Source organism: Corynebacterium sp. ZY180755, from assembly GCF_054331495.1.
Window position 1 is genome coordinate 842,734 of record NZ_CM135811.1, and the last position, 22,760, is coordinate 865,493.

General features: G+C 56.2%; 22 protein-coding genes. 7 read left to right on the forward strand and 15 right to left on the reverse strand.

Going from position 1 to position 22,760, the window contains the following annotated elements:
• Window positions 1-227: 227 nt before the first annotated feature.
• Both aceA and rraA read left to right on the forward strand, forming a co-directional pair.
• A complete protein-coding gene (gene aceA / locus ACXM2N_RS03965; RefSeq protein WP_458490233.1) occupies window positions 228-1,523 on the forward strand; it encodes an isocitrate lyase in 1,296 nt (431 codons plus the stop codon).
• 99 nt (window positions 1,524-1,622) lie between these two features.
• Window positions 1,623-2,120, forward strand: a complete 498-nt coding sequence (gene rraA / locus ACXM2N_RS03970; protein ID WP_458490235.1) for a ribonuclease E activity regulator RraA — start codon at window positions 1,623-1,625, stop codon at window positions 2,118-2,120.
• A gap of 72 nt (window positions 2,121-2,192) precedes the next feature.
• On the opposite strand, the gene ACXM2N_RS03975 is transcribed toward rraA, so the two are convergent.
• From ACXM2N_RS03975 to ACXM2N_RS03990, 4 genes are all read right to left on the reverse strand, one after another.
• Entirely contained in the window at window positions 2,193-2,840 is a 648-nt protein-coding gene (locus tag ACXM2N_RS03975) for a TetR/AcrR family transcriptional regulator (protein WP_458490237.1), read from the reverse strand.
• Between the two features lie 15 nt (window positions 2,841-2,855).
• The gene (locus ACXM2N_RS03980) at window positions 2,856-5,195 is read right to left on the reverse strand and encodes an MMPL family transporter (protein ID WP_458490239.1); all 2,340 of its coding nucleotides are present in this window, start codon (window positions 5,193-5,195) and stop codon (window positions 2,856-2,858) included.
• 185 nt (window positions 5,196-5,380) lie between these two features.
• Window positions 5,381-5,965, reverse strand: a complete 585-nt coding sequence (locus ACXM2N_RS03985) for a TetR/AcrR family transcriptional regulator (protein WP_458490241.1) — start codon at window positions 5,963-5,965, stop codon at window positions 5,381-5,383.
• A 642-nt stretch (window positions 5,966-6,607) separates the two neighbouring features.
• Window positions 6,608-8,038: a glyceraldehyde-3-phosphate dehydrogenase gene (locus ACXM2N_RS03990; RefSeq protein WP_458490243.1), complete on the reverse strand. Its 1,431-nt coding sequence runs from the start codon at window positions 8,036-8,038 to the stop codon at window positions 6,608-6,610.
• Between the two features lie 471 nt (window positions 8,039-8,509).
• Here ACXM2N_RS03990 and ACXM2N_RS03995 point away from each other — a divergent pair, with 471 nt between their 5' ends.
• Together ACXM2N_RS03995 and ACXM2N_RS04000 are read left to right on the forward strand one after the other, a co-directional pair.
• Window positions 8,510-9,163, forward strand: coding sequence for a hypothetical protein (locus tag ACXM2N_RS03995; RefSeq protein ID WP_458490245.1), 654 nt, complete (start codon window positions 8,510-8,512; stop codon window positions 9,161-9,163).
• An 81-nt stretch (window positions 9,164-9,244) separates the two neighbouring features.
• Entirely contained in the window at window positions 9,245-9,799 is a 555-nt protein-coding gene (locus ACXM2N_RS04000; RefSeq protein WP_458490247.1) for a hypothetical protein, read from the forward strand.
• Between the two features lie 79 nt (window positions 9,800-9,878).
• Here the strand turns inward: ACXM2N_RS04000 and ACXM2N_RS04005 are convergent, their stop codons facing one another.
• The 3 genes from ACXM2N_RS04005 to pth (ACXM2N_RS04015) form a co-directional block, all read right to left on the reverse strand.
• Complete coding sequence (locus tag ACXM2N_RS04005) at window positions 9,879-11,522, reverse strand: peptide chain release factor 3 (protein WP_458490249.1); 1,644 nt, start codon at window positions 11,520-11,522, stop codon at window positions 9,879-9,881.
• 43 nt (window positions 11,523-11,565) lie between these two features.
• Complete coding sequence (locus ACXM2N_RS04010) at window positions 11,566-12,285, reverse strand: hypothetical protein (RefSeq protein ID WP_458490251.1); 720 nt, start codon at window positions 12,283-12,285, stop codon at window positions 11,566-11,568.
• Window positions 12,286-12,376: 91 nt separating this feature from the next.
• Window positions 12,377-13,039 (reverse strand): aminoacyl-tRNA hydrolase, encoded by a 663-nt coding sequence (gene pth / locus ACXM2N_RS04015; protein WP_458490253.1) that lies wholly within the window; start codon window positions 13,037-13,039, stop codon window positions 12,377-12,379.
• Window positions 13,040-13,149: 110 nt separating this feature from the next.
• Between pth (ACXM2N_RS04015) and ACXM2N_RS04020 the strand changes: the two genes are divergently transcribed.
• Window positions 13,150-14,154, forward strand: coding sequence for an NAD(P)H-dependent flavin oxidoreductase (locus ACXM2N_RS04020; protein WP_458490255.1), 1,005 nt, complete (start codon window positions 13,150-13,152; stop codon window positions 14,152-14,154).
• Here the strand turns inward: ACXM2N_RS04020 and ACXM2N_RS04025 are convergent.
• The 6 genes from ACXM2N_RS04025 to ACXM2N_RS04050 form a co-directional block, all read right to left on the reverse strand.
• Window positions 14,135-14,710 carry a hypothetical protein gene (locus ACXM2N_RS04025; RefSeq protein ID WP_458490257.1) on the reverse strand — a complete coding sequence of 192 codons (576 nt, stop codon included), beginning with the start codon at window positions 14,708-14,710 and terminating at the stop codon, window positions 14,135-14,137. The genes ACXM2N_RS04020 and ACXM2N_RS04025 overlap by 20 nt on opposite strands.
• Window positions 14,711-15,574, reverse strand: coding sequence for a fumarylacetoacetate hydrolase family protein (locus ACXM2N_RS04030; RefSeq protein WP_458490259.1), 864 nt, complete (start codon window positions 15,572-15,574; stop codon window positions 14,711-14,713).
• A gap of 34 nt (window positions 15,575-15,608) precedes the next feature.
• Complete coding sequence (gene pth, locus ACXM2N_RS04035; RefSeq protein ID WP_458490261.1) at window positions 15,609-16,178, reverse strand: aminoacyl-tRNA hydrolase; 570 nt, start codon at window positions 16,176-16,178, stop codon at window positions 15,609-15,611.
• Window positions 16,179-16,419: 241 nt separating this feature from the next.
• Window positions 16,420-17,064: a 50S ribosomal protein L25/general stress protein Ctc gene (locus ACXM2N_RS04040; protein WP_458490263.1), complete on the reverse strand. Its 645-nt coding sequence runs from the start codon at window positions 17,062-17,064 to the stop codon at window positions 16,420-16,422.
• Between the two features lie 516 nt (window positions 17,065-17,580).
• Window positions 17,581-18,282 carry an ABC transporter ATP-binding protein gene (locus ACXM2N_RS04045; RefSeq protein ID WP_458490265.1) on the reverse strand — a complete coding sequence of 234 codons (702 nt, stop codon included), beginning with the start codon at window positions 18,280-18,282 and terminating at the stop codon, window positions 17,581-17,583.
• 24 nt (window positions 18,283-18,306) lie between these two features.
• Entirely contained in the window at window positions 18,307-19,374 is a 1,068-nt protein-coding gene (locus ACXM2N_RS04050) for an ABC transporter permease (RefSeq protein WP_458490267.1), read from the reverse strand.
• Between the two features lie 185 nt (window positions 19,375-19,559).
• On the opposite strand from ACXM2N_RS04050, the gene ACXM2N_RS04055 reads away from it, so the two are divergent.
• Together ACXM2N_RS04055 and ACXM2N_RS04060 are read left to right on the forward strand one after the other, a co-directional pair.
• Window positions 19,560-20,819 (forward strand): sensor histidine kinase, encoded by a 1,260-nt coding sequence (locus ACXM2N_RS04055; protein ID WP_458490269.1) that lies wholly within the window; start codon window positions 19,560-19,562, stop codon window positions 20,817-20,819.
• Window positions 20,816-21,427, forward strand: coding sequence for a response regulator (locus tag ACXM2N_RS04060; RefSeq protein ID WP_458490271.1), 612 nt, complete (start codon window positions 20,816-20,818; stop codon window positions 21,425-21,427). The genes ACXM2N_RS04055 and ACXM2N_RS04060 overlap by 4 nt, the downstream gene beginning before the upstream one ends.
• On the opposite strand, the gene ACXM2N_RS04065 is transcribed toward ACXM2N_RS04060, so the two are convergent.
• Window positions 21,424-21,873, reverse strand: coding sequence for a hypothetical protein (locus tag ACXM2N_RS04065; protein ID WP_458490273.1), 450 nt, complete (start codon window positions 21,871-21,873; stop codon window positions 21,424-21,426). The two genes, ACXM2N_RS04060 and ACXM2N_RS04065, sit on opposite strands and share 4 nt — an antisense overlap.
• A 168-nt stretch (window positions 21,874-22,041) precedes the next feature.
• Window positions 22,042-22,740, reverse strand: a complete 699-nt coding sequence (locus tag ACXM2N_RS04070; protein WP_458490275.1) for a MerR family transcriptional regulator — start codon at window positions 22,738-22,740, stop codon at window positions 22,042-22,044.
• Window positions 22,741-22,760: the final 20 nt, after the last annotated feature.

Consider the following 22,760-nt stretch of genomic DNA (forward strand, 5'->3'; position numbering starts at 1 on the left):
AAGTGATTGACGAAACGGTTTTTGTCTAGCAGAGTGTGAAGCAGGCCACCTGAGGGTGTGACCGGAGACACTCCAAAGGTGAGATTCCTCTTGACAGTGAAACCTGACAAGGCTGACTCACTAACGAGAGTAAATATTCGCCAGATTCCCATCGGTTTTCATTCCAACCTTTCTCATCACAGGGAAACGGCGTAAAACCGATCAATTACTAGGAAAGTGAGACAACAATGACCACTACCGGACAGGCACGTACCGCAGCAGAGATCCAGAAGGACTGGGATGAGAACCCACGTTGGGAAGGTATCAAGCGCGACTACACCGCTGAGCAGGTAGAGAAGCTTCAGGGCACCGTCATCGAGGAGCACACCCTCGCACGTCGTGGTGCTGAGATCCTCTGGGACAAGGTTTCCAAGCGTGATGGCTCCTACATCCACTCCCTGGGCGCACTCACCGGTAACATGGCCGTTCAGCAGGTTCGTGCAGGTCTGCAGGCTGTTTACCTCTCCGGTTGGCAGGTAGCAGGTGACGCTAACCTCTCCGGCCACACCTACCCAGACCAGTCCCTGTACCCAGCTAACTCCGTTCCAAACGTAGTTCGCCGCATCAACAATGCACTGCTGCGCGCTGATGAGATCGCACGCGTCGAGGGTGACGACTCCGTTGACAACTGGCTCGTTCCAATCGTTGCAGACGGTGAAGCAGGCTTCGGTGGCGCTCTGAACGTTTACGAGCTCCAGAAGGCAATGATCGCTGCTGGTGCTGCAGGCACCCACTGGGAGGACCAGCTCGCTTCCGAGAAGAAGTGTGGCCACCTGGGCGGCAAGGTTCTGATCCCTACCCAGCAGCACATCCGTACCCTGAACTCCGCACGTCTGGCTGCTGACGTAGCTAACACCCCAACCGTTGTTATCGCACGTACCGACGCTGAGGCTGCAACCCTGATCACCTCCGACGTTGACGATCGCGATAAGCCATTCATCACCGGCGAGCGCACCGCTGAGGGTTACTACAAGGTTCAGAACGGTGTCGAGCCATGTATCGCTCGTGCAAAGTCCTACGCTCCATACGCTGACCTCATCTGGATGGAGACCGGTACCCCTGACCTCGAGCTGGCTAAGAAGTTCGCTGAGGGCGTTCGCGAGGAGTTCCCAGACCAGCTGCTGGCTTACAACTGCTCCCCATCCTTCAACTGGTCCGCACACCTCGATGCTGACGAGATTGCTAAGTTCCAGAAGGAACTGGGCGCAATGGGCTTCACCTTCCAGTTCATCACCCTGGCAGGCTTCCACTCCCTCAACTACGGTATGTTCGACCTGGCATACGGCTACGCTCGCGAGGGCATGACCGCATTCGTCGATCTGCAGAACCGCGAGTTCAAGGCTGCAGAGGAGCGCGGCTTCACCGCTGTTAAGCACCAGCGCGAGGTTGGTGCAGGTTACTTCGACACCATCGCAACCACCGTTGATCCAAACTCCTCCACCACCGCTCTGAAGGGCTCCACCGAGGAAGGCCAGTTCCACTAAGAACTAGCCACGCATCCGGATAGCGGAATGTAACAAGTAATCGGCGTGAATCAGGATTATCCGGATTCACGCCGATTCTGCATTATGTAAAGGAAAGCAATGACTACATTTATTCCAACAGCAGACCTCGTGGACATCATCGGCGAAGAAGTCCGCTCCTGCGACACTCAGTTCATCAACTACGGCGGTAAGACCGAATACTGCGGTCCGATCACGACCATCAAGTGCTTCCAAGACAATGGTTTGGTTAAGGAGACTCTGAACTCCCCAGGCAACGGCGGAGTTCTGGTTGTTGACGGTGACGCATCCGTTCACACGGCTCTCATGGGTGACCTGATCGCCGCGGCCGGTGTAGAAAACGGCTGGGCAGGCGTTGTCATCCTCGGTGCTATTCGCGACTCCGCGGTTGTGGGCACCATGGAATTTGGCGCCAAGGCGTTGGGTACTAACCCACGCAAGTCCTCTAAAGCTGGCGAGGGTGAAAAGAACATCACCGTTTCCTTTGGCGGAGTGGACTTTGTTCCAGGCCACTTCCTTTACGCGGACTCTGACGGCATTGTTGTCAGTGAGACCGAGATTGAGGAACCAGCAGAGTAAGAACTATTAAAAAGAAAGTGGGAAGAACGTCAACGTTCTTCCCACTTTCTTTTACTACTGCTCAAAAGAGCTCTAGTTTACCCAGTCGGTTTGGGAACCTACAGACTCTGTGAGCTCGGTCGGTACACGGACGAAGTCCCCCAAGGGGATTGGCCTGCCCTGATCAAAAGCACGCCTGACAATGTTCTCACCGTTACTCGTTCCTTCGACACTATGCGAGTACGCGTAGTAGTAGGAGAGCGCGAACTGCGCCACTGATGCGGCCGCTGCTAGCTGTGCAGCTAGGTCAAAGAGCCCCACCTGAGGAAATGCCTCGTGAAATGCGCGGAGCACGGTCATGCGCGTTGCATCTTCTCGCTCAGGAAGCAAGGAGGTGAAGGGGGCACACACCTTTTGGGAGAGCACACTCAGTGAGTAGAACGATGTTAGTTCGTCGTCACCGCGCCTCAGGCCCCGGATAACAATATCTTCCACGGCCTCCGCCACGGTGGTGGCGGACGTTTCCTTCAGTGCCTCCAATAGTTCTGTGACCGTTTGGAGCGTGAATTCCTGCAGCGCCTCCTCGCGGGAGGAAAAGTAGTTGTGGAAGGTGCGTGGGGAGACGTCGGCACGCTCTGAGATGGCGCTGATGTTTTGCATCTCTGGCCCCTCGAAGCGTGCGATCTCCGCTGCGGCGCGTGCGAGCGCCGCGCGGGTTCGTGCTTTCTTTCTTTCACGCAATCCGGACATCGTGACCTACACGTGTGCCTTGTCGTGCTGTTCAGCGAGTGCTTCGCCCTCGATGTCTACCTTTGGCAGGATCTTGTCCATCCACTTTGGCAGCCACCACGCGCGCTCATCAAGCAGGAACATTGTCGCTGGGATGATGGTCATGCGCACGATGAAGGCATCGAAAGCCACGGCCACGGCGAGCGCGAAGCCCATGGTCTTAATGAACGGCATGTCCTGGGCCATGAATGCAGCGAAGACGAAGATCATGATCAGAGCGGCTGCGGTGACTACGCGGGCGCCGTGCTTGTAGCCGTTGGCCGTTGCGTTGCCAGCGGTCTTGCCGTGTGCCCAGCCCTCGCGCATGCGAGTCACCAGGAACACCTGGTAGTCCATGGCTAGTCCGAAGACGAGGCCGATGAGCATGATAGGTAGGAAGCTCAACAGTGGCTGAGGATCATCAATGATGCCCAGCGTGCCCTGCTGGAAGACGGCGACGGTAACGCCGAACGTTGCGGCCACGGACAGCGCGAAGCCGAGGGCTGCGATCAGTGGCACCCAGATGGAGCGGAAGACGAGCATCAGCACAAGGAATGCGAGTACGAGAACAATCGCGATGTAAGGCAGCAGAACATCGGAAAGTCGATCAGAAACATCATCGAAGATTGGCGTCATGCCCGTCACACCAATTTCTCCGCCGGTGGATTCGGTGAAGCTGGCGTTCAGGTCTCGCAGGCTCACGAGCGTTTCGCTAGTGATTTCATCAGTGGCGCCGCCCTCAGGGGTGATCAGAACCTGTGCAGTATCGAAATCCTCAGTGGTGGCGACAACCTGGGCGTTGACCACGCCCTCAGTGCCAGAGATTGCCTGCAAGGCTTCCTGCATGGCGCCCTGTCGGGCTTGCGGGTCGACGATCTCAAGGTCGATCACGCCGATCATCGGCGCATTGCGGCCGTCACCGAACTTCTCAGCGGTGATGTCATAAGCGGTGCGCATGTTCGAACCGATTGGCTCGGAACCGGCCGTTGGCATGGCGAGGCGCATGTTGGCCGCCGGGATGGCCAGTAATGCAAGGACAATCACGCCGGCGCCCAAGTGCAGCCATGGGTGCTTGCGGATGCGACGCACCCACTTTAGGCCCATGGTTGGGTTCTCGTTTTCTGGGTCAGGAACCTTGATGCCGCCCACACGACCGGCGAAGATCTTGGTACCAAACAGTCCCACGAAAGCCGGCAGGAACGTTAGAGCCACCAGCACTGCTACGGCAACGGTGGCTGCAGCGGTCAGAGCCATGGCGGTCAGGAATGGAATGTTAATGATGGACAAAGCCGTGAGCGCAATGATCACTGTCAGACCAGCGAACACAACTGCCGAACCCGCGGTGCCCACTGCCATGCCCATTGCGTGCGTGCGGGTTGGCTTGTCCAAGTTTTTGAGTGCCTGTGCGAAATCCTTCGGCTCAAGATCTGCGGCGCCAGCGGCTTTCACCAGTTCGTTGCGGAATCGAGCCAGAATGAACAGTGCGTAGTCAATGCCCACGGCCAGTCCGATCATGGAAGCCAGCGCTGGGGTCATGGAAGAAATGTCAGAGGACACAGCGGTCAATGCGGTAATTCCTAGCAGGCCGATAGCCACGCCCACCACAGCGGAAATCAGAGGCATACCAGCAGCTACGAGAGAGCCGAAAGTGATGAGCAAGACCACTGCCGCAAATGCCATACCGATCAATTCAGAGGTCAGCTGCATTTCCGGCATTCCTTGGAACGCGTTGCCGTTGGCAACCACAGTCAGGTCATCAGAGTTGTACTGCTCGAGTACCGCGTTAACCTTGTCGCGCTGCTCCTGAGTTACGTCAGTGGAGGACTCTGCGTCGAACGTAACGTCAATAAGACCGGTGGTCTCATCCTCTGACAGTGGGGATACTGCCGCAAAGTCAGCGTCAATCATGTCCTGCGGGATGCCCTGTGCAGCCTTAGCCTCAGTCATTTGCTTCTTCATGCCCATGGCGGTGGAAGCAGGGTCAAAAAGCTGATCGGTGTTGACGAGGACGTTGGTGCTCTTGAGCTCATCAATCATCTGAGCCACGTGGCCCTGAATCTCAGGGTCGGTGAGTTTGCCAGCCTTGGATTCCACCAAGATTGTGCCACTTGGTGCTTGCAGAGGGTCATTGGCCTGCCCGAAGCGCTCGTTCAGCTTGTCCATCGTTTCCACGGAATCAATTCCGGGAATGACAAAGTTGTCGCTGGTTGGTTTGGAGAAAAGCGCTGCGAGGGAGCCGATTCCGATGACAACAATCAGCCAGAAGGCTATGAAGGGCCATTTGAGTCGGTACGCTGCGCTACCTATCTTGTATAGCAACGATGCCATAACGGCGTAGAACGTCCTTTCATGTCGGTATAGAGGGAAGTCTAAAGAAACAGACTTACCCCGCTGGACACTAAAACGAATTTCTGCGGGGTATCTGCAATATTTCAGACTCTACGCACTCATTTAGGTTGGGCGCAAACTAAACCCTGGCGGTGCGGTAAATACTAACTGTGAAAGAACCGTGGCTATCCGTGATGGCGCACTTGGTCGAAAGCTCGTCGTATTATTTCAACGCCAACCTCGGACGGCTGATCTCTGGCATTCTCGAAAAAGTAGCTGAACGCAAACTGGGCGGTGGCGATGCCGATAGTGAGCTGGGCTGCCAGCTCAAACGGATCGAGGTCAGGGAAGCACTCTTTAAAGAAGCCATACACCTTGTCCTGGAGCTGCCGATCCATCTCAGACGTCATACCCGCAACAAGGAAACCCAGGTCTTGGCTGAGAACCTTTAGTGTGTAGAGAGACATGAGCTCATCCTTGCCGGAGCGCATCGCGTTGATGGTTGCTTCCTCCACGGCGTCGATGGCGTTTGTGGCCTCCACGTGGCCGACCGATTCCAGTAGATCATCGACGGACGCCATGGTGAACGCTAGGATCGCTTCCTCTTTGGAATTGAAGTAGTTGTGGAAGGTGCGGGTTGAAACACCGGCACGTTCTGAAATGTGGGCGATGCTGAGGTGTTCTATCCCCTCAAAGCGAGCTATTGCTGCGGCAGCACGAGCAATAGCCATACGCGTTCGCACCTTCTTAGCTTCTCTGACGCCTGTCATTCTCTCTCCTTGCAACTTCTTTCCCAGAGCAGCCGTATCCGCTTTCTCACCAGCCTGATGGGGCGGTAGGGGAATTGGGGCATCGCCTCATGCTTCGTGGGTCGGGTGGTCCAGAAACATGAAGCGGTGAAGGCATGGCGGTGATGCGCCGTACCAAAACCAATAAGCTGCTGGGGCATGTGGTGAGGCCCAATGCCGGTTGCTCAGGGTGCTCAATGCTTCCACCCAACGCTTGTGTTAATCGCGAGGCAACGAGGTGCGTAGTTCGCGAGCACAGAACACCTAAGCTGTTAAGCACAACCCTACCTGAATACATGGACCCATTAGCCCTTTTATCCAGAGGAAAACCCATGACCAACGTGCGGTAGGAGTAACCTGCGCGGCGATAGAGCGTTGAACCACTAGTTAGTAATGTCCGATGTCAGCACGTGCCTAGGTGGTGTTTGGTATTCAGGCACACTCAGAAGCCCGAACTATGTGCCTTAAGCGATGAAGGCACCGTCCGGCCTAGAGATTGAGTCACCGGCAGTAGAAAGCCACGTCTACTCTCTACACAGCCCACGTAGATAGGAAAGTAATTGCAAAAAAGGATGAGGCCGCCGCAGCGGCCTCATCCTGGAGGAATCTGAAGATATCTACGGCTTAGATTTCTGCGGAATCAATGCGCTTAGGGAATACCTTCGGGCGTGCACCGGCAACGTGCTCAACAATGCGGATAACCTGGTTTGAGTAGCCGAACTCGTTGTCGTACCAAACGTAGAGAACCAAGTGCTTGCCGTTTGCAATGGTAGCCAATCCGTCCACGATGCCTGCGTGGGTGGTTCCCACGAAGTCACTGGAAACAACCTCTGGTGAGTGGATGTATGCAATTTGCTGGCGCAGGTCAGAGTGCAAAGCAACCTTGTCCATCAGGTTGTTTACATCCTCGCGAGTGCACTCCTTTTCCAAGGACAGGTTCAGAACTGCCATGGATACGTCAGGGGTTGGTACGCGGATAGCGTTACCGGTCAGCTTGCCCTCAAGCTCAGGAAGCGCCTTGGCTACTGCCTTGGCCGCACCGGTCTCAGTGAGCACCATGTTTAGACCTGCTGCACGGCCACGGCGCTCGCCCTTGTGGAAGTTGTCGATCAGGTTCTGGTCATTAGTGAAGGAGTGAACGGTCTCGACGTGGCCGTACTCAATTCCGTAGTGATCGTTGATGACCTTCAGGGTTGGGGTGATGCCGTTGGTGGTGCAGGACGCTGCGGTGATGATTTCGTCAGAATCCAGGATGTCATCGTGGTTGATGCCGTATACAACGTTGCGGAGGTCGCCCTTGCCTGGAGCGGTGAGGATGACGCGCTTAACGCCCTTGGACTTCAGGTGCTGGGACAGGCCCTCACGATCGCGCCAGCGACCGGTGTTGTCAACCAGAACCGCATCCTCGATGCCGTAGGCGGTGTAGTCAACGGTTGCTGGGTCGTTGGAGTAAATCACCTGAATCTTGGTTCCATTTGCCCAGATGACGTCATTTTCCTTGTCAACGGTGATGGTGCCGTTGAATGCTCCGTGGACGGAGTCGCGACGCAGGAGGGAAGCACGCTTGATGATGTCATCTTCGCCGTTCTTACGAACAACGATCGCGCGGAGACGGACACCGCCGTAGGTGGCTTCACGAGAGATCAGGATGCGGGCTAGGAGACGGCCGATGCGTCCGAAGCCGTAGAGGACAACATCCTGGGAAGGCATGTCATTGCTTCCACCGATGACGTCAGCGAGCTCGCGTTCGAGGATGTCCTTGAGCTCACCGCCCTCTTCCTTGTGCATAACCGCAAGGCGACCGAGGTCGATGGAAGCGGTGCCAAGGTCCAGCTCGGAAAGAGCCTTCAGTACTGGCAGGGTGTCTGCTGGGGTGAGCTCCTGCTCCGTTGCGAGGCGGGAGTAGCGGTGAGCCTTGACGATGTCGATATCGGTGACGTCGATCAGCAAACGACCGAAGACGGATACAACAACGTTGTTCGTGCGGTGAAGCTTGCCGATCAGTGGCAGCATCTCCTGAGCGTATTCGATCTTTTCTTTCCAGTCCTGAGCCATGGTGGTTAAGTGTTCCTTTGCGGATCTAGGGATAAAATTTTGCGCTGGCAAGTCAGCATGGCGCTAGTCGAATGCCGGGGCTTCCGTCTCGGTATTGCACGCTCCCTTAGGTTGCGTATATTCCGTGCACAATGAAGCCAGACCGCATTCGGGCACACCCGATATCGTACTTCAGCTGGTTATAAATTTTTCCGGTTTGGGTATAACTGGGGGACCGGAATTCCGTTTGTTACCCCTATATTCGTGCACTGTCCGCCATTGATCTCACTAAGTAAGCACGCTGTTCCGCAGAGTGGACTAGTTATCTTTTTAAAGGATCATGCCCCAGAGCCATCCCGCGGTGGCTCCTGAACAGCTAACTAGACAGCTGAGCTCTGGGCTCTTTTGCCTAACGTTTTCAACTTCCCGTGCGATAGTAGCCTGTGTAAGGTCTTGTAGACGGCCCAATAACTACAGTACTTGAGGAAAAATATGTGGCATGCAGTGAGTTTCGCGTTACTAGATTCAGTGAATCTCCTGCTTATTGGTGTGCTAGTTGCCATTGGTATCTTCTTGCCCCGATCCGGCAAGTACCGCAGCATCGCTAGCTTGTTGGTAATAGGTGACTGGCTGGGAGTGTTCCTTCTCTCTCTGGCCACCATGTTCATCTTCAATGGGTTACAAGATGTGGTTCAGAGTCTGATCAGCTCACCCATCTTTGGCATTGTTCTGATAGCCGTGGGCGTTCTAGGGGTTTTCTTCACCTGGCGTGGTGGAGATAGTTCAGCGCTCGTGGAGAAAATGTTGCCGCCATTGAAAACCCCGACGTGGAAGACGTTCGCCACTGGTTTCATCCTCGGCGTGGTTCAGTCTGTCACTTCCGTCCCGTTTTTCTCGGGAATTGCGTATTTGTCCGTGGGGGACTACTCCACGCTAGTTAAGTACGTTGGCATGTTCTTCTATGCCTGCCTAGCTTTGTCATTGCCAGCTCTTAGCGCAATACTTGTGGGCGTTGTCCGTCGCGACCCACATTCAGCAGCTGGACGACTCTTTACCTGGACTCGTGAGCATTCGGATCAAGCGACCAACCTCGCTGGGTACTTGGTGGCTGTCGTGTTGATCCTCATGGGCGTCCTACACCTCTAACATCACTATTTGATATCGATTCAGTATCAATCCCCTCACATGACTCGTACCTAGGTACGGCACTGTGACAGCCTTGACGGCATGAAGACTTCAAGGACATTGACATTCCGGATCGCCGCAAGCTCCCTCGCTGCAGCTACAGCATTGGGGTTGGCGGCGCCAGCAGCTAGCGCTCAGGTCATGGTGCCTACCTCCTCCGAGGGGCGTGTCACCATGGTTCCTTTCTACCTGCCGGACAATGTTGTGGACGCTGCTAAAAAGCTGGGCATCCCACTGCCGGAATACCTTGTTAAGCCAGAAGCTCTGAAGGAACTAGGCAATGCCCTCGGCGCGCGTACTAAGGCTCATCTTGCTCAGAGTGGTCATACCTCTGATCAGCGCGCGACCAACATTGCCCGTGAGTGGGCGGCGCAGGCCGCTCGCGGTGACGTTAAGTATTACGACAACGTCGGTCGTGGCAACACCCACCTCGACAAGGGTGACGGCAACATCTACCGCCTGACCCAGCAACAGGTCCGTGATCGTCTGAAGTGGCTGGATCGTGACGCAAACCGCTTCCCAGACGGCAAGCGTTTCGGTACGGCGGTTTCCAACGATGGCAAATACGTCTACTTAGTTGAGTACTTCCTCAACTAAAAACGCACTATGTAGCGATAACGCTGCTAGTTTCTCCACAAACCGAGAGAGGCTAGCAGCGTTGTTGCTATCTTTGGCTTTAGTCAGCCACCATAGGGAACAGCTCGAATTCTGGGTGTTCCTTCTCAATGAAGGCGAGCTTCCATTTGTCGCCGAACAGGGCTACTAGTTCACCGTCCGTGCGGGTAAAGATTTCTACGCCACGTTGTTTGCCCAGTTCTGGTGCGGTCTCCGCAGTGGTGCGACGCGCCACGGAGTATGGAATTGGATCCGCAACGGTCTCTACGTTGTACTCGTTTTCCATGCGTGCCATCATGACCTCGAACTGCATGGGGCCCACAGCAGCCATCACAGGTGCGGCATCGCCACGGGCGTCGTTGCGCAGGATCTGGACAACACCTTCGGCAGCGAGCTGATCCAAAGCCTTGCGGAACTGCTTGTACTTGCCCAAGCTCTTGGCACGCAGGGTACGGAAGTGCTCTGGCGCGAACTGAGGCATTGGTGGGTACTGGACCATCTTGCCGGCGTAGATGGTATCGCCAGGGGCGAGGGAGCCGGCGTTGACTAGGCCCACGATGTCACCAGGGAATGCGGTTTCCACGGTGGAACGTGTGCGACCGAAGACCGTGAGCGCGTACTTGGTGGAGAAAGAACGACCGGACTGGGCGTGGGTTACCTGCATGCCGCGGTCGAATTCGCCGGAGACAATGCGCATGAAGGCGAGAGAGTCGCGGTGGTTCTTATCCATACCGGCCTGGACTTTGAAGACAACTCCGGAGAAGGCGTCGTCCACTTCGCGCTTTTCATCAATACCAGAGGTAGAAGCCTCAATGGCCTTCGGATCGGATTCACGGGATGCCGGCGCAGGAGCGAGCTTACATAGGGTGTCCAAGATCTGGTGCACGCCAAAGTTCAGCATTGCGGAGGCGAAGATCAGTGGGGAGGTGGTGCAGTCGAGGAAAAGCTCCTGATCGTGCAGGGCACCATCCATGGCGAGCAATTCGACTTCCTCCGCTGCAGTGGTCCACGCATTGCCTTCCTTGGCCTCCGCATCGTTTGGTGAGTGGTGCTCCTCAGGGGCGATGGTAGAGCCGCCGGCGGTGCGCAGGAAGTGGATGTATTCCACTGCTTCGCCGTCATCGTTGATTCGGGCTAGGCCACGGAAGTCACCGGCGTCACCCACGGGCCAGTACAGCGGGGTCGGCTGCAGGCCGATTTCGCTGACAATCTCATCGACGAGTTCAAGAGGGGTCCGCCCAGGGCGGTCCCACTTGTTGATTACGGTGATGATGGGAAGGCCGCGGGCCTTACACACGCGGAAGAGCTTGAGCGTTTGGGGCTCAAGACCCTTGGCGGCGTCGATAAGCATAACGGCCGCGTCTACGGCGGTGAGCACTCGGTAGGTGTCCTCGGAGAAGTCTGCGTGGCCCGGGGTGTCCACCAAGTTAATCATGTACGGCTCGCCGGTGTGGCCTTCAGGGGCATACTCGAACTGGAGAGCTGATGACGCGATGGAAATACCGCGGTCCTTCTCCATCTCCATCCAGTCAGACACCGTTGCCTTGCGGCCAGCTTTGCCGTGGACGGCACCGGCCTCGGCAATAACGTGCGCATGCAGTGCCAATGCCTCGGTCAGAGTGGACTTACCGGCATCGGGGTGTGCGATAACAGCGAATGTGCGGCGACGATGTGCTTCAGCTTTAGTGGCTGCGGATGAACTCATAACCATACAGAATACTGCCCACAGCCGGCCTTGCTAAATTCACTCACCACCGTGTGCGATACGGCACCAACATATCCACCTGCTCGCGCAGAATCTTGGCCAAGGTTAAATCACCGGTATTAAAGTACAGGTCCGTTGCTTGAACAGCTTCATCTGTGAGCGAGCGCCACTGCTGCGGGGTGATAGGAAGCCCTTGGGCATCGGCCATGGCATAAACAAGACGCATGTGATCTACCACTTCACGGGTGTGAGCATTGAGCTCATCAGGTTGGTAAAACACCACCGCGAGTTTATCCGTCCACGGCCCGCCCACCGCCGAGGATAGGCTTTTCCATGCGCGCTTTTTGTTCCAGCGTGGTCCCGTGAAAACCGCAACAATGCCACGAACTCCGTAATAGATCATGGCAATGAACACAATAAAGAACACGAGCGCGAAGAACTCATCCACAAATTTCGGTACCCGGTGCTGCACCTGGCTGGCGATGAGCGCAATCATGAACATCGCCGCGAAACACACAGCCACCGCTTTGAAAAAGCGGCCGGCGGTGGACTTGATCAACCGCACCGGAGTGTGGCCAGCGGCAAGCCTATCCAACAATTCGTCTTCACTGCCCACGATCCAGGCGGCTTCGCCATCGAGGAATTGGGCTACCGGGGCATTGGGCAAAGTGGCGGAGCGGGGCTTGACTCCTAACAGTGCATCGAGCAGGGTTCTCATGTCCCGTGGCTCGCTGTGCTGTGGGAATCCGTAGGTGCTATCCATGGCTGGTGTTCTTTCTCAGGTGGTAAACGCTGTTGCCACAGACCCTACCGGCCGGATCAGACACCATGGATACACATAGGAACATGTGTTCTTATGAGCGGGAATGAATCAAGTTTTGGGCTTTACTCAAGCCTTGGGAAACAATCAACTCCGCAGCTTCAGCCGCCGTGATGATCATGGTGGACAACTCCTCACCCGTGTCCACTGGGCCCAGCACGTAGTCAGGAACAGCCATCCCCTTTGGTGGGCGCGAAATTCCCATCCGCACGCGCAGATAATCCCTAGTGCCCAGCAATTCGGTGGTGGATTTCAGGCCGTTGTGGCCGTTTTCGTTTCCGCCCATCTTTACGCGAACCTTGCCCAAAGGAAGGTCGAGTTCGTCGTGAAGAATAACAATGCGCTCTGCGGGGATAGAGTACTCGGCAGCTATCGCTTCTACCGCCTCGCCGGAAAGATTCATGTACGTAGTGGAGCGCACGAATACCACGGGGATGCCCTCTACGTCCCCGTAGGCAACCTCAGCTGGCTTACCGTGGACAGGCGATAACGTTAGGGAACGTGTGGCTAGAAGCTGATCCATGGCCATGTAACCCACGTTGTGGCGCGTCGCAGCGTATTTCGCGCCGGGGTTTCCTAAACCGATGATGAGCCACTCCGGCGTGACGTTCGGCTGTAGTGAAGCAGAAGGAACGTTACGTTGCTTTAAAGACACACGGTGAAAGACGGACGAGAAAAAACTGCTAAGGAAGGACATGGCTTACATGATTCCACAAAGTGCTTCTGATCCGTTCATGCAGGGCGTGGTAGGAGGGAGGGGGAACCCATTGCCAGCCGCTGGAACGAAATCCTCTACGATTGTTTCCCATGAGCATTCCCTCCCTCGTCCCTTCCGGAATCGTTGCAGCCCCAATGGCGGGTGGCCCGTCTACTCCTGCGCTCGTCAAAGCCGTGGGCGGTGCTGGCGGTTTTGGGTTCTTGGCTTCCGGCAACGTCGATGCCGCGCAGTTGAGCAAGGATATGAAGGAAGCTAGTGGCGCAGCCTACGGTGTGAATTTCTTTATGCCACAGGAAGAAATGCCGCGCATGGGTGATGTTGTGGCTGCGCACCAGGCAATCGAGCCTCTTTTCATTCAGGCGGGTATCGAGCAACCTGGCATTCCGCAGCCGGATCTGACTAATGGATATGCTGCTAAGTTCCAGGCTGTGATGGACGCGGTGGACGCAGGGTATGGCCCTGCCGTGGTGTCTTCCAGCTTTGGTTGTTTCACCGTGGAAGATGTCAGCGTTCTGCACGCCAAAGGAATCCAGGTGTGGGCGAGCGTGACCGGTCTCTTGGAGGCAAAGGAGGCAGTCCGGCGTGGAGTGGACGCGTTGATCGTTCAAGGGCATGAGGCAGGTGGGCACCGTTTGACGTGGTCGATTGCCACTCAGCCCAATGAAAACACTACTGCTGAGCTGGTGGTTGCCGTGGCTCAGTCGTGTCCCGGTACCCCGTTGGTTGCGGCAGGTGGTGTGCGCACTGCCCAAGATGTGGCGGATCTTCGCGCCCTACCACATGTGGATGCGGTTTCCTGTGGCACCGCATTCCTGTTAGCGCACGAGTCCGGCATCAGTGCGTTCAATCGTATGCTGTTGCGCCGCGGTGGTGAGACGGTTGCTTCTCGTGCTTTTTCTGGGCGCGTGGCCCGCGGACTAAAGACCCCGTTTACTGATTCCGTGACTAACGTTGCGCCGATTTATCCGCATCTCGGGCAGATGTTGAAGCCTCTGCGTGGTCAGGCACATACTGCATACTGCTTGGTAGGCGTCAATAATCAGGGCCTCAAAACCCTGCCCGCCGCGGAGATTGTCAAGACGCTCGCTGCTTAACGACGAAGCCCATGAGCTCGTCCAACTGCGCGTGCGAGCGCACGCGCAGGATGGGCACATCGCTCGGATCTGCGATCCGAGCATTCATGTTCCTTCGTCTCAGCTGAAAGGTTTTCAGCCACCACACAACGATGGAGTCTTTGCTAAGTACCCTGCGCCACGATTCGACATTGCCGTTGCAGACGCGCTCGCGGGTGATGATGCGGGTAAGTGTGCGCTTTAACAGCCGAGCAAAAGCAAAGGTGGCTGGGTAATCTAGGAAGATGCCGGCGTCTAGGCGTGGTTCGATGGCAGTGCGAAATTTGGCGTAATTGCCAGCTATGACGAAGCGCTCAGCTGAGACGGCCTCACGTACCATCGCATAGGACTCATCGGTGGGTCTCTCCGTCCACGCCGCACGGTGCGCTGGCGCCCAGTTAATCTCATCGAGATCGATTGCGCTCCCGCCAATAATGCGCGCCAGTTTACGTGCCGCTGTGGTTTTTCCTACACCGGTGACACCGAAAACCTGGATTCGGTGAGCGCGGGCAATGTCGTGCCACGATGCCTGTGCCATCTAGTATCCCGCTGGTGCTTCGCCAATGAACGTTGTGTTTTCGATGAATCCTAGGCCTTCGATTGCGCACCTCACGGATTCCCCGGACTGGATAAACCGCTTGGGATCATGAGCAAAACCCACTCCATCTGGCGTGCCGGTGGCGATGACATCCCCAGGGTTGAGTGGATAAATCTGGGACACAAATGACACCAATGTCTCACAGTCAAAGATGAGATCGTCTGTGGTGGAATCCTGCATCACGTCCCCATTCCATGTGGCGGTGATGCGTGGACCTGGCTCCCAATCTTCTGCGGTGGTGAGCCATGGTCCGAAACCCGATGTTTTGTAGTAGCTCTTGCCTTGGTGAAACTGTACGGTGCGGCGCTGCCAATCGCGCAGCGTGTAATCATTCATCACGCAGTAGCCAGCGATATAGGCACCTGCTTCATCGGCGCTGACTCGATGGCAGCGGGCCCCAATCACCACGGCCAACTCGGATTCTGCATCCAATTGAGCTGATGTATCCTCCGGAACGTAGATATCGTCGAATGGTCCGGTAAGAGCTTCAGGGTACTTGATAAACAACGTGGGGAAATCGGGGAGTTCGCGGCCCATTTCGAGGATGTGTTTGGCGTAGTTCAAACCCACGCAGATGATCTTGCCCGGCGTGGGGATAACGGGAGCTAGGGCCTCATAGGAGAACTCAATGCTAGACCCAGCTGTAGCGACAATATCGCGCCAGTTGGGCATTGCAAGCAGCTCACCCACGTGCGATACACCGCTGACAACAACGCCAGCAGCCTCGCGGGCGGAATCATCGCTGTGATCTACTCTCACACAGGCGGTGGTGCCGTCTCCTGTGCGCACTGTAGCTAAACGCATTACTCCTCCATGGAAATGTGTCTGTTGGAAAACTCTAACCGTGAACCGCTACGTAGCGCTCTACTTCATCGGCCATATCAGCCACGATGATGGGAACCTCATCCATCTCCTTCTTTCCAAAAGGTTTAAGCACAAAGCTCTTCACTTCCATGCGACCAGGAGGTCGACCAATGCCCATGCCCGCACGGACGTAATCCTTGGTTCCCAGTGCCTTCGTGATGTTCTTGAGGCCATTGTGGCCGTGATCCCCGGCGCCGGTGCCCGCAGGGCGCAGGCGGACCTGACCAAAGTCGATCTCGAGATCGTCGAAAAGCACAATGACGTGCGCCGGTGGGATCTTGAAAAAGTCTGCCAAAGCCTTGACGGGGCCGCCGGTGAGATTCATGAAAGTACGAGGTTTAGCCAGGATGACCTTGGTTTGGCCCAAGCGAGTCTCTGCAACCATGGCGTTGGAGCGTTTGTGGACGCTCAGTGTGGCAGGCATGGGGGAGGTGCGCGAAGCGATCTCATCTAGGGCGAGGTAGCCGATGTTATGCCGTGTGCGCTCGTACTGGGGGCCTGGGTTGCCTAGGCCGACGACGAGGAAGTCTGAAGATGTACTCACCTCACCATTGTTGCACATGAGAAACACAGATATTTACGCCGCATGACGCACGGTCTTGGGGCTAACGTGCTGATGGGGTTGCTCGTAATTGCCCATTGTGCCGAAGAGAATCGAGCCATTCCGGGGCTCAAGAGCTGCTCAGTGGGCGTACCCACGGAATGAGAAAGCGGGCCCACCCAGGACAACTGGGTGAGCCCGCTAAACTTTTTCAGCTTGAAGCTAGCAAGCTGGAAAGTTGCTACTAGTCAGCGTCCTCTTCGGTGGACTCAACGTCAGAAGCGTCGGTCTCATCGATTTCCTCTGCAGCTGCGTCAGCGTCCAGATCCTCTTCCTCAGCAACCTCTTCGTGGTTAACGGAGACGATAACGGTCTCTGGGTCTGCAACCAGGGTAGCGTTAGCAGGCATGGTCAGGTCAGAAGCGAAGATCTTCGCGTCAACCTCGAGGCCCTCAACGGAAACAACGATCTCTTCTGGGATGGACAGAACGTCTGCCTCGATCAGGATCTCGGATGCGTCTTGAACAGCCATTGCGCCAGGTGCAACTTCGCCCTCGATAACAACAGGAACCTCAACCTCAACCTTCTCGCCGCGCTTAATAGCGAGGAGGTCAACGTGGTCAGCGTTCAGGGTCAGAACGTTCTGATCAACGTGCTTAACCATGGTGAGGTGCTTCTCGCCCTCGAGGTCGATCTCGAGAACAGCGTTAGTGCCGTGAGCACGCAGCAGAGCGTGAAGCTCGAGGATATCCATTGCGAAGTGGATTGGAGCCTCAAGCTCACCGCCGTAGATAACGCCTGGAACCTGGCCCGCAGCGCGCAGGCGGCGTGCAGAGCCCTTGCCGAACTCAGAACGGATAGCGGCAGTCAAAGTTGGGTAGGAAGCCATGTCCTAAACTCCTTTAGTCGATTTTGTGTAAATGTATGCAGCCAGCGGTAGCTGGTTGCCTCGACCGCGAAGATAACAAAAGCCCGCGGCCGACTCGAATGTCTTGGTCGAGTCTTCGCAGGCTAAAAGTTCAAAAGCTTGTGAAAATCTAATCGCGTCGATAACGGCTAACATGAAAAACTCATGCGCCCTCGCCGAGACCGCAAAATAATAACACACCCAAGCCCCGCGGACAAACTGTGCGCAGTGCGCTGGCCTGCATGAATCACAAATGTTTACTTGCACCACACCGTTTCATCGGCGTCAGTATACCTCTAGGATGATTCACGTTAGCGTGAACCTATGTTGAATGAGCGAGGGGGTAGCAATGCTCAACGCTGACCCAATGGTCTTGCTAAGAAGAATCGCTTGGCGCCCAAACATGTCTTTAAAAGACTTTTGTGGGCAACTCGATGTCGCCGAAGCCCTGCTTGCTTGGCTAGTGGCAGCGACTCGGCGATGCCACAGCACTAAACGTTAGCTAACCCCAGCGATCTCGTGAGCTCGGCCGTCGCACATGTCAATCACTCGGTCCGCCATGGACAGCTGACTGCGGTCGTGGGTAATCATCAGAGTTGCAATGTCATCTTCCTTAGTAAGCCGCGCGAGCAACTCAACCACGGCGGCGCTGGTGGTGTGGTCCAAAGCTGAGGTGGGCTCATCTGCCAACAAAACGGTGGGCTTCTTCATTAGCGCACGAGCAATGTTCACGCGCTGGCGCTGGCCACCGGAAAGCTCAGAGACCTTTCGGCGCCCGAAACCAGACAAACCAACGCGTTCGAGTAGTTCGTTGGCCGTGCGGCGAGCCGCGTCTAATTCTTTGCCTCGCACGCCACGTATGTGCTCTGCGATCACCAGCTGCTCGGCAACGTTAAGGGAGCCGATGAGGTTAGGAGACTGGAACACCACACTGGTGGTCTCGCGGCGCAAGGTACCACGAGAAGACTCCGAGTCCAGTGCGGGGAACCCAGAAACGTTCAACGACCCGCTGGTAGGGACAATGAGCCCCGCGATGACGGACAGCAGGGTCGACTTACCCGAGCCGGATTCCCCCACAACAGCCATGAGCTCGCCAGGGTAAAGATCAAGTGTGACCTTGTCTAAGGCGCGGATTTCGCTAGCACCATCGGGGTAGGTAACGCTGCAATCAGTAAGGGATACAACAGGGGAGTTAGACATAATGGACTTCCTAGAGAGACGGATTTAGGCGGTTACGGCAAGAGCTTGGAGCGGATCAACCTTGGTTACCCGGCGCACGGCAATCATCGCGCCAATGATTCCAAGGAGGAATACCCCAACAGCAGGGGCCAAGACGGTGAGCGGGGTGAGTAAGAAAGGAACAGGCGAGCCCGCAATCAGAGCACCCAAGCCAGCGCCAATCGCTGCGCCCAGTGCGCTACCTGCACCCAAGATCAGGGCGGATTGCACGAGGGCATCCTTAAACACGTAGTCACGTGATGCGCCCAAGCAGCGCAATACGGCAATGTCGCGGGTTCGCTGCATGGTCCACACGCTCAGGAAGGAGACGGTGACCAGTGCGGAGATGGCGTACAGAAATCCCTGCATGCTTACTAGAGATGATCGTTCGGAGGAGAAGGCCTCTAGGCCTTTGAAAGAATCCTGTGTGCTCACCACTGCTGAGTGGGAGGCGCTAGCAACCTCATCCCAGCCAGCGGCAGGGGAACCATCCAACAGTGCCACGGTTCCTACAGAATCTTGGTGGGTGATGTCCTGCCAGCTTGCGGTGTCCACCCAGATTACCGGTGAGTGGCTGTAGTACTCGTTGGTTGTCACCTCGCCCACGGTGATAGGTTGGCCGCCCACGGTGAGGGTGTCGCCCGCGCCAACGCCTAAGTCCCCCGCGATGTCCTCTGAGATCACTGCCTGCGAAGAAATACGGACGCCGGCACGCTCAGTGCCCTCGGGAAGCCCGAACACGCCAACTCCCATGGCGCCATCGGCACCTTCGGCACGGGTTAGTCCAACACCCAGCGGGGTGACCGTTGCACCCTCAGCGAGCGAAGCAAGGGAATCAAGCGACTGCTGATCAAGAACAGAGTTACTAAAGGACACCTCTGGGGAATCGGAATACGGATCCACAAACGCGATCCGGTCAGCATCTAGCGCCACCAGGCCTGAGGTGTTGCGGCTGCCTAAGCCCTCGGTGAGGCCTGTGAGCATCACCAAGAGCAGAGTAATGAGCGTGGTGACCGTGCCAATCATGAAGAATCGGCCAACCGCGGAGCGGATTTCGCGCACTGCAAGAAACATGATGTGTGTGCTTTCTACGAAAGGAGAATTTCAGTTGCCACCTATTTCACTCCGCGCGCCGGTTGATTCAATCAGTGCACTAGGTCATCTTCCGATCAACCATCTGGTTGATTTTGGCTCGATCAACCAGTGGTTCGCACCTGCGCTATAGCCTGCATGCCCCAAAAAAAGTAGCGTTGAAGTTTGTGACCACACATCCAGCCACCTCTGACTCATCTCTAACTCCCATTCTGACGTTCCTGCGCGTCAGCCTGCACGTGATGTTCGCGTTTCTTCTGCTGTTTGCCATGATCAAGACTGTGCTTGCCGACGACCCCCAGTGGGCAGTACTCGCCCTCGCCGCCGCTCTTGTGGTTGTGTACATGGTGGGCACCACCGCGGAAAACCGCGCGTTGCACGCGCAGCAGCGTGACATCCCGCGCTGGCAAACGGTGCTGTGGTTGATTTTGGTAGTGGGGCTGTGGGGTCCGTTGTTGCTGTTCAGCATCGACTTTGTGTGGTTGCTGTTTCCTCTTGTCTTCCTCATTTTGCACACTCTTCCCACCGCTATTGCACTGGCGTGCGTGGCGGCGGCGTGGGCTTTGGCAGCGTTCGTGCCGCGAGCCATCCACCCAGAGGACTGGGGCGTGGCCAACGCAGTAGGACCAGCCATCGGCGTGCTCTTTGCCGTGGGTGTGTACTTCACCTACGAGGCGTTGGGTAGGGAAGTAGCAAGGCAAGAGGCGCTTACCAAGGAGCTCATCGCCGCGCAGCAGCAGCTTGCCGTTACTGAGCACCAGTCCGGTCGCATGGAGGAACGCGAGCGGCTTTCTCGCGAAATCCATGACACCGTGGCCCAGGGCCTTAGTTCCATTTTGCTCCTGTCCCGCGCCGCGAAGAAAAGCGTGGCAGCGGGCAATGAGTCAGAGGCCCTTGATCAGATTGCCACCATGGAAGAGCAAGCTCGAATATCCCTCAATGAAGCCCGCAGGTTTGTCCGCGATCTCGCATCACCGGATCTTGGCCTCCCATTGGATGAAGCAATTATCGCCCATCTTGAGCGCACCGAAGCCAAAGAGCTGAGCCTTGGTAACCCAATAGACATGGTGTTCACGCCTCTCGACCCTTCCCAGAAGCAAGCCTTGGCGGAGTTACCTGAACCAATCTCGCGTGCCCTGTATCGCGTGGTGGGGGAGGCGATTACCAACGTGGTCAAGCACTCCCACGCCACCAAAGCCGTTGTAACCATCAGCATGTGGGATGAAGAAATCACCGTGGACATCGCCGACAACGGCCGCGGATTGTCTCACCCAAAGGCAGAAAACACTGCACAGCGCGGCTTTGGCCTAGACGGCATGCGCCGCCGCATGGAGGCACTCGGCGGTAGCCTTGCCATAGAATGCAGCACCAGCGGCACCATCGTCACCGCCACCGTCCCACTCACCAGCCAAGGAGAACACCAGTGATCAACGTGATGCTCATCGACGACCACCCCGTGGTGCGCGCCGGGCTGCGCAGCATTATTGACGGCTTCGAAGACCTCACTGTGGTTGCCGAGGCGTCTTCGGGCGCGGGCGTTAACGTTGCGACGCTTGCGCGAGACAACGTGGACGTGGTTGTCACCGACATCCAAATGCCTGACGTGGACGGGATTAGCTTGATCAAAAACATCGCGGCCGATGGTCCGCCGATTCTGGTGCTCACTACCTATGACACGGAAGCTGACATTTTCGCTGCGCTGGAAGCCGGCGCAATGGGATACGTACTCAAAGACGTTCCCGAACAGGGGTTACATGATGCCATAGTTGCAACCTCACAGCGTGAGCGCACGCTGGCTCCAGCAGTGGCCACCAAGTTGGCCGATCGTGTGCTGAAGCCCCGCCAGGCGCTATCTGGTCGTGAGATTGAGATCCTCAAAGAGCTAGAAACCGGCGCAACCAACAAGCAGCTCGCCGCAAAGTTGTTCATCTCCGAAGCCACGGTGAAAACCCACTTGGTGCACATCTACTCCAAGCTAGGAGTGGACAACCGCACCGCTGCTATCACCCAGGCCCGCAGCATGAAGTTGATCTAGCTTCCCACCAACACCTGTACGGCGGGTGATTCGAGGTCGTCTGCCCACAAACGAATCTGGGATACCTTTCTGTAGGCGTCCTTTTGCCACGGGTAAGAGTTCACTAGTACTGGCTGTGGGGCGCAGAGCTCGATGGTGAGATTCGTGCCTTCCGTGCACCCGAGGGTAAGAACAGCATTTGTAACCGCCCACCAATCGTCGTCATACATGCGGTCGACTCGCACGCTTGCCATATTTATTGTGGGAACCGTCGCTACGATTCTCCTGCCGTAACGGAGTACGAGCTGCTCCTTGCTCACAAGATGAGGACGGACAGCGCGCGAGGCTATGACTGCCCACAGAAGTGCCAAGGAGTACACCGAAACAACGGCTGCGATGACCTGCAGTATAAAAGTGGGAAGCAAAAGGTGGACTACCACGATTACCACAACGATCAGGACAGGCATCCAGGAGGCTAACTGCAACTGTGTGCGGTGATAGGAAAGCTCCCAGCAGGGATATCCTTACGCCTGAAAATCCAGCGCACAAATTCCGCATGTTGGCGCAGTTCCCACCTAAGAAGCTTCAGCGCATAACGGGCAGGGTGGTAGTGGGCTGCGCGAAGCGCATTCTGTTTAGAAACCACCACGGCGCATCTGTTCTACTAGGGCGTGAATGATCATTTCTTGAGCACCACTCACACGAAGATCATCCATGCTGATAGGCACCGATCCCTCGTTGAGGGTTTTAATCACACCACGCATGTACCCTCGCGACATTGCTTCGCCCAGTGGACCCATCAGCGATTGGGCTTCCTCGCTATAGCTAGGGAGATCGCCAAGTTCCTCCCAGATCTCCGCGGCGCGCCGGGAATGGGTGATCACCTCGGGATCGTCAAGATTGTCGCGGATAGCTGTCCATGTTTCGTCGGTGGCTACGCCACATAAGGCCATGAGATCCAGCATTGTCAGCTCCATTTCAAGCATGGAGCCCTTGCCCATTACTAACGTGAGCTCACTGCGAATATCGGCCGGTGCGCCAGGTGATCCCGATGCTAAAGAATCCAGCAATTTTTGCTGATGGCGCAGCTGCTTGATCTTGTCATCCAACAAACCAGTTGCAGTGCTTGCGGCATCGGGATCATGCACATTGGCTAGCGGCACACCGGCCTCAGCGAGTGCCCTTATGCGAAGAACCTCAGTCAGGTCCTCAACTGAGTAATTGCGGTAACCGTTAGACAAGCGCTCCGGCTCTGGAAGAATCCCAATGCGGTGATAATGGTAAATTGTGCGGACTGTGCAGCCTGCAACTTCGGCAACCTCGGAGATTTTCATGTACTTCAGGCTAAACCATG

Excerpts from the sequence above, each read along its gene's own strand:
- ACXM2N_RS03990 (WP_458490243.1), bottom strand. The coding sequence starts at position 8,038 with ATGGCTCAGGACTGGAAAGAAAAGATCGAATACGCTCAGGAGATGCTG.
- ACXM2N_RS04000 (WP_458490247.1), top strand. The coding sequence starts at position 9,245 with ATGAAGACTTCAAGGACATTGACATTCCGGATCGCCGCAAGCTCCCTC.
- pth (WP_458490253.1), bottom strand. The coding sequence starts at position 13,039 with ATGTCCTTCCTTAGCAGTTTTTTCTCGTCCGTCTTTCACCGTGTGTCT.
- ACXM2N_RS04070 (WP_458490275.1), bottom strand. The coding sequence starts at position 22,740 with ATGAAAATCTCCGAGGTTGCCGAAGTTGCAGGCTGCACAGTCCGCACA.
- ACXM2N_RS04040 (WP_458490263.1), bottom strand. The coding sequence starts at position 17,064 with ATGGCTTCCTACCCAACTTTGACTGCCGCTATCCGTTCTGAGTTCGGC.
- ACXM2N_RS04010 (WP_458490251.1), bottom strand. The coding sequence starts at position 12,285 with ATGGATAGCACCTACGGATTCCCACAGCACAGCGAGCCACGGGACATG.
- rraA (WP_458490235.1), top strand. The coding sequence starts at position 1,623 with ATGACTACATTTATTCCAACAGCAGACCTCGTGGACATCATCGGCGAA.
- ACXM2N_RS04025 (WP_458490257.1), bottom strand. The coding sequence starts at position 14,710 with ATGGCACAGGCATCGTGGCACGACATTGCCCGCGCTCACCGAATCCAG.
- ACXM2N_RS03980 (WP_458490239.1), bottom strand. The coding sequence starts at position 5,195 with ATGGCATCGTTGCTATACAAGATAGGTAGCGCAGCGTACCGACTCAAA.
- ACXM2N_RS04045 (WP_458490265.1), bottom strand. The coding sequence starts at position 18,282 with ATGTCTAACTCCCCTGTTGTATCCCTTACTGATTGCAGCGTTACCTAC.
- aceA (WP_458490233.1), top strand. The coding sequence starts at position 228 with ATGACCACTACCGGACAGGCACGTACCGCAGCAGAGATCCAGAAGGAC.
- ACXM2N_RS04050 (WP_458490267.1), bottom strand. The coding sequence starts at position 19,374 with ATGTTTCTTGCAGTGCGCGAAATCCGCTCCGCGGTTGGCCGATTCTTC.
- ACXM2N_RS03995 (WP_458490245.1), top strand. The coding sequence starts at position 8,510 with ATGTGGCATGCAGTGAGTTTCGCGTTACTAGATTCAGTGAATCTCCTG.
- ACXM2N_RS03985 (WP_458490241.1), bottom strand. The coding sequence starts at position 5,965 with ATGACAGGCGTCAGAGAAGCTAAGAAGGTGCGAACGCGTATGGCTATT.
- ACXM2N_RS04030 (WP_458490259.1), bottom strand. The coding sequence starts at position 15,574 with ATGCGTTTAGCTACAGTGCGCACAGGAGACGGCACCACCGCCTGTGTG.
- ACXM2N_RS04020 (WP_458490255.1), top strand. The coding sequence starts at position 13,150 with ATGAGCATTCCCTCCCTCGTCCCTTCCGGAATCGTTGCAGCCCCAATG.
- ACXM2N_RS04065 (WP_458490273.1), bottom strand. The coding sequence starts at position 21,873 with ATGCCTGTCCTGATCGTTGTGGTAATCGTGGTAGTCCACCTTTTGCTT.
- ACXM2N_RS04005 (WP_458490249.1), bottom strand. The coding sequence starts at position 11,522 with ATGAGTTCATCCGCAGCCACTAAAGCTGAAGCACATCGTCGCCGCACA.